Source organism: Acinetobacter nectaris CIP 110549 (genome assembly GCF_000488215.1).
GTDB lineage: Bacteria > Pseudomonadota > Gammaproteobacteria > Pseudomonadales > Moraxellaceae > Acinetobacter > Acinetobacter nectaris.
This window is the reverse complement of sequence record NZ_KI530735.1, coordinates 241,765-254,365: the sequence shown is the minus strand read 5'-3', so window position 1 is coordinate 254,365 and position 12,601 is coordinate 241,765. Positions and strand designations below refer to the sequence as shown.

Sequence of the window (12,601 nt, the reverse complement as noted above, 5' to 3'; positions counted from 1 at the left end):
TTGATAGGCTATTCTACTGTCTTCGCTATTTTATTTTTATTCTTTTTCTTTACAGAATTGTTTAGTCCAATGAAAATCCTAAAAAAATCACCTTATTTTCTATTTAACCAAGTACCACTTATGCTTGCTGGTATTATTTTGGTCTCAATGAATAGTTATCTCCTTTCATTACAAAAGCGAGATTTTAGTACACTCGTACCTTTAATGTTGGGCATACTTTTCATTCTTCTAAGTATCGTATGGCAACCTATTCAAAGCTTTTTAGCAAAACATCCCCTTGCTAAAAAAGCATGGCGACTTGCATGGCTATTCTTTTTTGTATGGCTCATCACATTAGGTATCTTTTTCTGGAAAATCCAGCAAAATGTTTGGGCAACCAAACATGTTCCTCCTGTAGATAATATTATGGTTTTAGGATGTGGTACGATTAATGGCAAGCCAAGTCCTACATTACAACAACGCTTAGATCGTGCAGCAGCCATTGCTCAACAACAACCCAATACTCATATTATTTTAACAGGTGGATACACCACTGATCCTGATTTTAGCGAAGCCCAAATTATGGCTGAATACTTAAAACAGAATTACCACGTTGCAAATGACCGCATGCTCTTAGAAAATGAAAGCACAAGTACTTTTACAAACTTCAAAAATAGTGCTGTCGTTATGGAAAAATATCATATTACAAAAGAAATGCCTTTAGCCGTCGTAACAAGTGAGTTTCATGTGCCACGCTCAAAAGCAATTGGAGAAAAACAGGGGTATTCTCATATTTATATGGTAAGTGCTTCAACACCATTACTTACACGCTATAACTTATGGTTTAGAGAGTATTTTGCAACACTTCATGCGAAGCTACTCAAAGAGTTTTAACAACTTAGAAAGGGGGACTATACCCCCTTTGCTTCAGTTTATTTTTTCATTGTAAGAAAGACTTCTTTTGCCATCTTCACAGTAAATTCAATGTCTGCATCTGTATGCGCAGCAGAAATAAAGCCCGCTTCAAATGCAGATGGCGCAAGATTAACACCGCGCTCTAACATGCCATGAAAGAAGAATTTAAATGCTTCCGCATCACATTTGAGAATATCGTCAAAGCTTGTAATTTCAGTTTGATTTGTAAAATACAAGCCAAACATTGCACCTGCTTGTTCTGTTTTAAATGGTATACCTACTTCATCTGCAACCTGCTGCAACCCTGCAAGTAACACCGCTAGCTTTTCAGTTAGGTTCTTATAAAAGCTCGGTTCGCGTAAGTGTTTAAACATGGTAATCCCTGCACGCATTGCAAGCGGATTTCCAGAAAGTGTACCTGCCTGATACACGCCACCTAACGGCGCAATACACTCCATAATTTCACGTTTACCACCAAAAGCACCAACAGGTAAACCTGCACCAATAATTTTTCCAAGCGTTGTTAAATCAGGTGTAACACCATAATGTGCTTGTGCACCGCCTAATGAAACACGAAAGCCCGTCATCACTTCATCAATAATAAATACTGATTGATGTGTATCGCAAACTTCTCTAATCGCTTCTAAAAATCCTGCAATCGGTTTTACAAGATTCATATTTCCTGCAACAGGCTCTACAATCACACCCGCAATTTCCGACCCATATTTTTCAAAACAAGTATGTAATGCTTCAATGTCATTATATGGCAACGTAATCGTATGCTTTGCAAAGTCAGCAGGAACACCTTTTGACGTTGGCTCACCAAGGGTGAGTAACCCCGATCCTGCTTTCACAAGTAATGAGTCTGAATGACCATGATAACAGCCTTCAAACTTTACAATTTTATCGCGCCCTGTATAGCCACGTGCCAAACGAATCGCTGACATTGTCGCTTCAGTACCCGAATTTGTCATACGTACCATCTCAATAGAAGGTACAACTTCACAAATAATATCGGCTAAGGTCGTTTCATACACTGTTGGTGCACCAAAACTCAGACCATCTTCTGCTGCTGTTTGCACAGCATGAATAATATCGGGATGTGCATGACCTAAGATCATTGGCCCCCAAGAACCAATATAGTCGACATATTTCTTACCATCGACATCCCAAAGATATGCACCTTTTGCCTTTTCAATAAATACAGGTGTACCACCTACACCATTAAATGCACGTACAGGAGAGTTTACGCCACCAGGAATATGCTTACTTGCTTGTTCGAACAGTTGTACTTGCTTAGTAGAAAGTCCCATTTTTTACTCACTTTTCTTCAATATGAAATAGTTTTGCCCATGCATAAATACGTGCAGGAATATCTTGAATCTCTCGTCCTAATATATCGCTAATGACAGCACATAAATCTGCGCCTGCATCAATGACAGGTTGTGCATTTTCTACAGTTAGACCACCAATCGCACAAATAGGTACATCAAATATTTTTCGTGCTTGTCTCACAACTTCAATGCCAAAACTCCCTGCTTCTGGCTTGGTTGCAGTTGCATAAATAGCACCAAAGGCCACATAAGTCGCCCCTTCAGCAATCGCTGTTTTTGCAAAATCTAAAGAATTTTTGCAGGTTCTTCCTATAATCTTTTTATGCTTTTGTAATTGCTGAACAGCATCAGCAATTTCACCATCTCCCTGCCCTAAATGAACACCTAAAGAAAACTTTGCTGCAAGTGCTAAGTTGTCATTAATCACAAACGGCGTTTCATACTGTTCGCATAAATTTTTAATTTTTTCAATTTCTTCAAGCTGCTGTTCAAATTCAACTTTTTTACGGCGATATTGTAAAATTGCGATTTGCTGTGTTGCTAAAGCAACTTTTAATTTTTCAAAGAGTATTGGAAAAGGATCATCATTGGTAATGAGATAAAGTCCTCGCATAGATGCCTCAAGCCGAAATAATAACTGAATCTGATTTTACGCATTTCATCTCTAAATTTCCAACCTTCTAATGAATGATAAAATTTAATACAATGCTTTTTATTTAAGCTTTAATTAGATGTAATATCGTGTTATTCGTATAAACAGAATAATGATCAAAACTAAAGACCTATGACAATATGCAAAATTTTCTTTTTTCAAATCTAAAAGTAAGATCAAATATTTATAAATCTCTTTTACTCACCCTAGGGCTAACATATCTACAACATAGTTTTGCTTATGACATCAGCTACCAACAAGCAGAACAACAAACGCTTAATACAAGCTATACCACACAAGCAAGTCAACATTTACAGCAAGCAGCCCAACTCAATGCCGAGGCTGTAAAACATGCAGGGCTTCCTAGTGTAAATTTAAATGTACGTGCATATAGCTTTCGTACAGAGCAAAATATTCCTCTAACTAGCGTTAAAAATAATATTAACCAAAGTATTTCACAAAATCTAAATAGTCAGATCTCTAATGTAGGATCACAGCTCGGAATAAATGCCGATGCAATCTCTCAAATTAATCAGGCTACTGATCAAAACATTTCTGATGGCATAAATAATCTTATTCCCGATCAGACCAATGTTGTTGTAAAAGATCATGATATTCGACCCACGATTTCAGTCATTATGCCCCTATATACAGGCGGATTAATCTCGAGTACAAAAGCACTTGCAGCACTACAAGCCTCTCGTGGTGCAATCACTGTGCAACAGCAGGAAGATAATCAACGCTTTGAAGTGATTCAAAATTATTTTAATGTTCAATTACAAAGAAAATTAGTTGATATCGCACAATTTAATGCCAATGCTATGCAAAAGCATGTCAATAATGCAATCAAACTTGAACAGCAAGGCTTCATTAGTAAAGGGCAACGTATGCAATTTGAAGTTGCTTACAATAACTCGCTGAGAACTTTAGACAACCTACAAATTCAATTACAACAAAGCCTTTTTGCATTACAACAACTTGTCAAAACTCAACAGCCTCTAAACCTTACCACAGCACTTTTTATCAACAGCTCAATGAGCCAACCTCTGACCAATATTTATAATCAACTCGACAACAAATCTACACTGCTACGCAAAATGCAAATGGATACACAACTTGCAGATCAAAACATTAAAATTCAGCGTGCATCGCAAAAGCCAAGTCTATACGCCTTTGGTGAATATGTAATCGATAATAAAGAAAACTGGGTGGTTGGTATTGCTGCACGCTATAACCTCTTTTCAGGAATAGACCACAAAAAGCAAGTACAAGCCGCCGAGTTACAACGAGATGCCAGCACTTTTGCTACCGAACGTGCTAAGCAAGAGCTGCAAAATCTAATTTTTAAAGCATATACCACCATGGAAGGTGCTCAACATACGCAACGCTTACTTCAAGAAAATATGCAGGCAGCTCAAGAGAACTTACGCATTCAATCACTTTCTTTTAAAGAAAACATGGGGACAGCAACTCAAGTGGTCGATGCGGAAAATATGTATCATGCCATGCAAGCTGAATCTGCCATGAATGCTTATAAATATATCCTAGCCCTTGCAGCACTGTTACAAGCCAATGGTTCAATTGAGCAATTTCCTCAATATATCAACCAATCAAATACAATTTTTATTCATTAATGTATGTAAGAGAACGTCATGAGCGAACAACAAAATGAAAGGAATGCTTCGACTGAGCATACATCAGAAATGAAGCAAAATACTTCCCAAAAACAACCAAAAAAAATTATCAAAACGATTGTATTACTAATTATCTTACTTCTCATTTTGGCCTTAATTGGCTTCGGACTGTGGAAAAGCTACCAACCTGAAGAAGTATCTATTCAAGGTCGTGTTGAAGCCGAAGTGATTCATGTCAGCACCAAACTGATCAGTCGTATCGATGATATTTACGTTTCTGAAGGGCAAGTAGTCACTCAAGGACAATCTCTCGCTCGCTTACACAGTCCTGAAATTGATGCAAAAAAACAACAAGCGCTGGCCTCTTTACAATCTGCTTTAGCCTTACAAGCAGCGACCAATCGTGGTACACGTGAAGAAAACCTTGCTAGCCTATATGCAAATTGGCAAAGCTTACGTGCACAACAACAACTTGCACACACGACGTATCAACGTGGAGCAAACCTTTATCAAGAAGGTGTTATTTCTAGGCAACGTCGAGATGAAATGTTTGCTGCACAGCAATCATCTGCACAAATGACAGAAGCTGCTTACCAACAATATAAGCGTGCAAAAGATGGAAGTACAACAGAACAGAAATCTATGGCAGATGCTCAGGTAGAAATTGCTCAAGCTGCTGTAAATGAAGTCAAGTCTTTAGAATCAGAGACACAGCTACTCTCCCCAATTCATGGAACTATCGCAAATATTTATGGTAATCCATCTGAACTTGTTGCGACGGGTGTACCCGTGATTGATATCGTAGATACAGCGCATCTTTGGGTAAGTTTAAATATTCGGGAAGACCAATATTCAAATATTTATAAGAAAAATAGTATTGAAGGCTTTGTCCCTGCACTAAATCAAAATATGACGTTCAAAATTGAGAATATAGACCCTCAAGGCAACTTTGCTACGATTAAAACAACGCGTCAAACAGGAGGATACGATATTCGTAGCTTTAAGCTACATCTAACACCTGAAGACCGTAATATTCCCATTAAAGAAGGAATGAGTGTCATCTTCAAAGTAGAGGGACACTAATGTATACAGCAATATGGAGAGAGCTTCACTACTTGCGTACACATAAATGGGATCTTTCTATGCTTACCATTGCACCACTGCTGATTATTCTTATTTTCAGCAGTATGCTCATGCAAGGAAAACCTGAGCACCTCCCTATTGCAATTATTGACCAAGATCAAAGCCAACTCAGTGCAAAAATCACTGATTATTTGGCATTAAACCATTCACTACAGATACAACTACAAACAGCTGATCAAAGCTACGCTGAAAAAAAACTGAATGAAACCCAAGTTTGGGGTTATGTCATTATTCCCTACGGTGCAGAGAAACGTCTTGTACGCGGTCAAGATGCTCAAATTGCGATTACATACAATCAATCCTTCTTCAGTATTGGAAATACAATCTCATCAGCAATGCTTAAATCTACAGCAGAAGCAACAATTGATTTTTTAGAAAAAAACCACTTCAAAAATAACATTCCTTACCTCGATATTTCCGCCCCACATGTGAAGGTTTCACCACTATTTAATCCGACACTAAACTATGAATTATTTTTAGAGCCTTTTCTGATCCCTGCACTCCTTCACCTCATCATTTGCTGCTCAATTGCATTTTCTGTCGGGCAAGAAATGAAGTTTAAAACCGTACATCAATGGTTAAATAAAACATCATTAAGCCAAGCAATTTTTGCAAAAAGCCTTGTGCATAGTAGTATTTTATTTGGCTGGTCACTCTTATGGCTCTTTTGGCTTACAGTCATTCGTGGTTGGTTTGTCGCAGGAAACCTATTACTTTTATTGGTCGCGCTATTTTTACTTTATTTAAGTTATGCACTACTGATGACAGCAGCAACTCTAGCCATCAAAGATTTAACACGTACTTTTGGTATGATTGCCATTTATGGGGGTTCATCTTTAAGTTTTGCAGGCATTACACTTCCTTTAAATAATGCACCACTCTTTACACAGTTTTGGTCGAACCTGATTCCGTATACACCTTATGTAAAACTACAAACTGAACAATGGGTTGTGGGTAGCCCAACATATATTTCCATACTCCCCTTTTTATTGCTGATTCTTTTTTGCTTTATTGGTTATCTGCTGTCTGTTATTTGCCTAAAAAAAGTAAGTCAGGAGGCTAAAATATGAGGTCATTCCTGTTCTATTTCTTTAAAACATTTAAAGATATCAAAGGCTTTTCTGCTGTTTTTACGACCCTTATCTTAGGCTCTATACTTTATGGTTTTTTCTATCCAACGGCGTATAAAGCACAGCAAGCAGAAGACCTCCCTATTATTATTGTAGATCAAGATCAAAGTACTTTAACCAATCAGATTATTAACACCATTAATTCAAACCCCAATATTAGAATTACTCAAATTACAACTAACTTTTTGGAGGCACAGCAACAAGTTCAGGCACAAAAAGCCGATGCAATTTTGCTCCTTCCCGAAAAGCTATCATCAGATTTACTTGCAAACCCGAAAAATACAGGAATTGGGCTTTATATCAGTTCAGCATACTTAATTCGCGTGAAACAAATTGCATCAGGTTTAGCAATATCTTTAGAAAATGTTATACAAAACCATCTACAACGCTTCGGTAAAGTAAGTCATTTTAGTCCCGAGCTACCGATCCATCAAATTCCTTTATTTAACACCCTATCAGGATATGGCAGTTATATTTTCCCTTCAGTTGCGCCTTTAATTATTCATCAAACCATCTTACTGGGTGTAGGTATGCTCATTGCTGGCTATAGAGAGAAAAAAAAATGGCAACCGCAGCCTAATGAGTTTTTCGGTTTTTTTGCAGCGATATTTGCCATTGGCTGTTTAACCAGTTTCTATTTATTTGGTTTTATATTTTGGTTATATGATTATCCACGCGGTGGAAACTTTTTAGGTATGCTCATCGCTGTACCCATATTTATTAGCTGTATTATTGCGCTCAGTATGTTTATTGCCAGCTTTTTTGATATGCCTGAACGTGTTGGTCATGTCCTTGTGCCTACATCCATTGTACTATTTCTATTAAGCGGAACATCTTGGCCTCTACAAGCAATGCCTCTGCCACTTCAATGGCTCAGTTTATGCCTACCATCTACACATGCAATTCAAATGTTTATTCAGTTAAATCAAATGGGTGTTCCTACAGAAATCGTGATACCTAAGCTTATTTTTTTAAGTATTAGTGGTCTTGTTTTTTTGGTTCTCGCTTATATTCGTTTACACCCTAAAAATGAGTAACCACGCCCTATTATCTATGCAAATTTTACATTGTGTATGCATAAAATAATGCTATTTTTCATAAAATGTAGCCACCCATAACATCTCAGATCATTCACAGATGTATTTTATGCATGCCTAATCTGCACTTTGCATTAAGTACGTACTCTTTTTAGAAATAATAAGTCATCATTTCACTAGATGGCTTACTCAATGAAACCAGCAATCGGCATTTTAGGAGGCATGGGACCTCAAGCAACTGTAGATACAATCAATAAAGTTATTAAAAACACACCTGCGCATTGCGACCAAGAACATATTCCAACCATTACCGTATCTATTCCAGATATTCCAGACCGTACTGAATCAATCTTTTTACAAAATAATAAGCCATTAGAAAAAATGGTTGCCTATTTAAAAATTTTAGAGTCTACCCATGTAGGATGCATTATTATTCCATGCAATACAGCACATTTTTGGTTCGATGACCTGCAAAAAAATACCTCCATTAAAATGATCAGTATTATTGAGTCTACAATCGAGTATTTAAAAAGCACCCATACAAAAAAGGTATATATTTTGGCAACCTCTGCCACAATTTATACACGTTTGTATCAGAGCAAATTAGAAGAAAATCATATTGAATATGAAATCCCTTGTGAAGAAACTCAGAGAAAAATTATGGAGAATATCTACAATTATAAAGCAGGAAATCAAATCCAAGTAAAACAAGATATGAATAAACTCATTCAGCAATATTCAATATCTCAAGGAGAGAAATTTTTGCTGGCTTGTACTGAAATTCCATTAATCCTTGAAGATATTATTCTAAAAAAACCAAACTCTTTTATAGATGCAACTGATATATTGGTTAAAACAGCAATTCAATTTTATCAAAATCAATAACATATTGTATGGTTAAGACATGATACAAAACATCGAGTTAAAATGGCTATATGACTTACTCACATTAGAAAAGCATCGAAGTTTCACGCTTACAGCAGACCTTCGACATATATCACAATCGTCTCTTAGTAGACGAATCCAAACACTAGAAAAATCTTTAGGTTTCGATATTTTTGATAGAAATACCTCTCCCCTACAACTTACAGAGGAAGGAAAATTATTTATTTTGCATGTAAGAAATCTGCTCAGTGACTTTGAATATAATATTGATAAAATTAAAGGCACAAGTGAAATACGAAGTAAAATCTCCATCGCATCTGCTCACTCATTATCTGGTTACCTATTTCCCCAAATACTTAAGAATTTAAAAAACTATAAAGAAAAAACTTTTCATGTAGAAGCCATAGATGTCAATCAAACCGTAGACTATTTAAAAAATGGTACATGTGACTTCATTATATCTTTCTATGACCATACACTAATGAATTCCAACTTTTTATGTCATAAATTATTTTCTGCAAAACTTTACCTCGTTACAGGAACAAATGTATCGGGTATTCCTAAATTCTCTTTAGAAGATAAGAATCTACCTTTCATGAGCTATACAGATGAAAGCTATATGGGAAAACAAGTAAGTGAGTTCCTACAACAGCATCAAAGTCATCAGTTCGATACAAATTTTGTTTCATCTATGAGCATGCTGTTACAAGATATGATTAGAAGTGGATATGGTGTGGGATGGCTACCTGACTATAGTATTCAATCAGATTTAAAAAATAATCGCCTTTCTATCCTGCCATTAAAAGATGCTGTATTACCTGTAGATATTTATCTCTATCGACACAATACGCGCCTAAATACCGAATTAGAGAATTTTTGGCATTTTATAAAACTTATAGATTGGGAAATAAACAGCCATCAATAGCCTAAAACTATTGATGGCTCTACTTTAAAACCTAGCGAAAGGCTTCTATAAGCACTTGTTGTGAGTTATGAGAAACCTCACCCTCTTGTCTTTGTACACGTGTCCAAGAACCGTCACCACTAAGTACCCAAGCACGTTCATTATCTTTCAAGTAATTTAACAACCCTTGCTGATAAATACATTTTCTTAATGTTGGATCTTCAACAGGGAAACATGCTTCAACACGATTAAATAAATTACGGTTCATCCAATCTGCACTTGAGCCATAAATACGCGCATTCCCATTATTACTGAAATAAAATACACGTGTATGTTCAAGGAAACGTCCAACAATCGAACGTACATGGATATTTTCAGATAATCCTGGTAGCCCCGGACGTAAACAACAAATTGAGCGAATAATTAAGTCAACTTTTACACCTGCCTGAGATGCTTCATACAACTTATTAATTAGCTGTACTTCTGTCAGTGCATTTACTTTAATAATAATATGTGCTTCTTTACCTTCATTGGCATGAGCAATCTCATCATCAATAAACCCAAGTAAATGGCTATGCAGTGTAAATGGCGCATGCAATAACTTTTTCAGTTTTGCCATTTTGCCCATACCTGTAAGCTCTTGGAAAATGCGATGTACATCTTCACACAGCTCTTTACCTGTCGTTAACAAACCATAGTCTGTATACATACGTGCATTACCCGCATGATAATTCCCCGTACCCAAATGTGCATAGCGGGCAAGCTTATTATTTTCACGACGAATAACCAAAATCATTTTCGCATGTGTTTTATAGCCTACAATACCGTAAACAACAACAGCGCCCGCTTCTTGCAATACATTGGCAACAGCAATATTCGATTCTTCATCAAAACGAGCACGCAACTCAATAACAGCTGTCACTTCTTTGCCATTTCTTGCGGCTTCAGCAAGTACCTGCACAATTTCTGAATCAGGGCCACTTCTATATAAAGTTTGCTTAATTGCCAATACTTTAGGATCGCGCGCAGCTTCTCTCAGTAGCGTAATTACAGGAGCAAAAGATTCAAACGGATGATGTAATAAAATATCTTGTTTTTTCATTGCAGAAAAAATATTTTCTGACTTACGAAGCACTTTTGGAATAACAGGTGTATACGCTGCATATTTCAAGTGAGGGCGCTTAAAATTAGACACTAGGCGTGCAAGATTTACTGGACCATCAACTTTATATAACTGCTCTTCATGCAGTTCAAACTCATTGAGTAAATACTGGTAAATATGTTTTGGACAACTTTGAGTCACTTCTAAACGCACAGCTCGACCAAAACGGCGTGAGCTCAACTCACCTTTTAATGCAATTGCAAGGTCTTCTACATCTTCATTTAGCTCTAAATCGGCATTACGGGTTACCCTAAACTGATAACACCCTGTTGCTGTCATGCCCGGGAATAAATCAGAAACATGCTCATGAATAATTGCAGACAACATCACATGATGCTCTTTACCATCTGTTAATTCATCGGGTAAACGAACAACACGTGGTAATGAACGAGGTGCAGGAACAACAGCTAAGTCTATTTGACGACCAAAAGCATCTTTTCCTTCTAAAGTTACAATAAAGTTTAAACTTTTATTCACTAAACGAGGAAATGGATGCGCTGGGTCTAAACTAATTGGGGTTAAAACAGGTGCAACCTGATCATGAAAGTATCTTTTCACCCATGCAGTTTGCGCAGGAGATAACTCTCCTCGACGTAAGAAGCAGATGTCCTCTTCTCTTAACTTAGGTAAAATTTCCTGATTTAAAATTCGATACTGACGCTCAATAGCTTCATGCGCTGTTTTCGAAATCTGTTGAAGAACCTGTTTAGGCGTAAGACCATCGGGCGTATAGCTTTCATTCCCTAAGGTTAATTGTTCCATAACACCAGCAACACGAATTTCAAAGAATTCATCCATGTTACGAGAGAAGATAAGTAAAAAGTTTAATCGTTCAAGGAGAGGATGGAGGGGATCAACAGCTTGTTCTAGTACTCTTAAGTGAAAATCTAAAATAGATAACTCACGATTAATATATCGTTCATTATAAGTATACTCAGGGAGATGGGTATTTTCGTCGTAATTTTCCACAGCATGCGCCTCTGTATTCATATACTGTTCCATAATAAGAATTATGTGATGTTCTTTTGCGATTATGCGTTATATTTATGGCAATTTCATAAACAAATGCATAATTCATAAACAAACAATACATTTTAATATTTATTTATGGTATTTGGCTCGAATTAATATACTTCATAATAAAATGTTCACGAAAATGTAACTTTCTATCGTTAGGATGGTTTTGAAAGTATTTAGGATCAGGTAATAATGCAGCCAAGAATATTGATTCTTGTTTGGTTAAATACTTGCTGTCTTTTTTGAAATAATATTGTGAAGCTGCCTCCACGCCATATAAATTCTCACCAAACTCAACCGAGTTTAAATATACTTCTAATATTCTCTTTTTAGACCACATTTTTTCCATCATTACAGTAATAATGGCCTCTTGAAACTTTCTAAAATAAGAACGCTGATTATAAAGAAAAAGGTTCTTCGCTAATTGTTGCGTAATAGTTGACCCACCTGCCACAATACTACCATTTTCCTCATTACGCGCTAAAGCCACTTGCATACCATCCCAATCAAAGCCATGGTGCTCTAAAAACTTACCATCCTCACCCGTTACCACTGCTTGTTTGATATAAGGGCTCATATGCGAATAGTTCACCCATGTATGGTCTACCTCAGTTGCATTATTTTCCCATGTATCCATACGCATAAACATTGTCTTTTCAACAGGATGGTCTGACCACCAATATAAAGAAATAAAAACCCACACCTGAACAAGAAGAAATAAAACACTTAATACTTTGATAATACTTAAAAAAATGTTCTTCATGAATGTAACTTTCTCCAAAGCACAGGTTCTGTTAAGCTGATACTAA

At 36.6% G+C, this 12,601-nt stretch carries 11 protein-coding genes; 7 read left to right on the top strand and 4 right to left on the bottom strand.

The window, feature by feature from the left end:
* Positions 1-69: 69 nt before the first annotated feature.
* Positions 70-873 (top strand): YdcF family protein, encoded by an 804-nt coding sequence (locus P256_RS11520; protein WP_023273861.1) that lies wholly within the window; start codon positions 70-72, stop codon positions 871-873.
* Between the two features lie 38 nt (positions 874-911).
* Here P256_RS11520 and hemL read toward each other — a convergent pair whose 3' ends face one another.
* Positions 912-2,207 carry a glutamate-1-semialdehyde 2,1-aminomutase gene (gene hemL / locus P256_RS11515; protein ID WP_023273860.1) on the bottom strand — a complete coding sequence of 432 codons (1,296 nt, stop codon included), beginning with the start codon at positions 2,205-2,207 and terminating at the stop codon, positions 912-914.
* Between the two features lie 7 nt (positions 2,208-2,214).
* The gene (gene thiE / locus P256_RS11510) at positions 2,215-2,841 is read right to left on the bottom strand and encodes a thiamine phosphate synthase (RefSeq protein WP_023273859.1); all 627 of its coding nucleotides are present in this window, start codon (positions 2,839-2,841) and stop codon (positions 2,215-2,217) included.
* Between the two features lie 179 nt (positions 2,842-3,020).
* Here thiE and P256_RS11505 point away from each other — a divergent pair, with 179 nt between their 5' ends.
* The 6 genes from P256_RS11505 (at position 3,021) to P256_RS11480 (ending at position 9,634) form a co-directional block, all read left to right on the top strand.
* A complete protein-coding gene (locus P256_RS11505; RefSeq protein ID WP_023273858.1) occupies positions 3,021-4,514 on the top strand; it encodes a TolC family protein in 1,494 nt (497 codons plus the stop codon).
* 18 nt (positions 4,515-4,532) lie between these two features.
* The gene (locus P256_RS11500) at positions 4,533-5,597 is read left to right on the top strand and encodes an HlyD family secretion protein (RefSeq protein ID WP_023273857.1); all 1,065 of its coding nucleotides are present in this window, start codon (positions 4,533-4,535) and stop codon (positions 5,595-5,597) included.
* Positions 5,597-6,727: an ABC transporter permease gene (locus tag P256_RS11495; RefSeq protein ID WP_023273856.1), complete on the top strand. Its 1,131-nt coding sequence runs from the start codon at positions 5,597-5,599 to the stop codon at positions 6,725-6,727. Before P256_RS11500 ends, P256_RS11495 begins: the two co-directional genes overlap by 1 nt.
* Positions 6,724-7,824 carry an ABC transporter permease gene (locus tag P256_RS11490; RefSeq protein ID WP_023273855.1) on the top strand — a complete coding sequence of 367 codons (1,101 nt, stop codon included), beginning with the start codon at positions 6,724-6,726 and terminating at the stop codon, positions 7,822-7,824. The genes P256_RS11495 and P256_RS11490 overlap by 4 nt, the downstream gene beginning before the upstream one ends.
* Before the next feature lie 192 nt (positions 7,825-8,016).
* The gene (gene cuyB, locus P256_RS11485; RefSeq protein ID WP_023273854.1) at positions 8,017-8,709 is read left to right on the top strand and encodes a cysteate racemase; all 693 of its coding nucleotides are present in this window, start codon (positions 8,017-8,019) and stop codon (positions 8,707-8,709) included.
* A 19-nt stretch (positions 8,710-8,728) separates the two neighbouring features.
* Entirely contained in the window at positions 8,729-9,634 is a 906-nt protein-coding gene (locus P256_RS11480; RefSeq protein ID WP_023273853.1) for a LysR substrate-binding domain-containing protein, read from the top strand.
* Positions 9,635-9,665: 31 nt separating this feature from the next.
* On the opposite strand, the gene ppk1 is transcribed toward P256_RS11480, so the two are convergent.
* On the bottom strand, positions 9,666-11,765 hold the full coding sequence (gene ppk1 / locus P256_RS11475) for a polyphosphate kinase 1 (RefSeq protein WP_023273852.1): 2,100 nt from the start codon (positions 11,763-11,765) through the stop codon (positions 9,666-9,668).
* 115 nt (positions 11,766-11,880) lie between these two features.
* Positions 11,881-12,555, bottom strand: a complete 675-nt coding sequence (gene mtgA / locus P256_RS11470; protein WP_023273851.1) for a monofunctional biosynthetic peptidoglycan transglycosylase — start codon at positions 12,553-12,555, stop codon at positions 11,881-11,883.
* Positions 12,556-12,601: the final 46 nt, after the last annotated feature.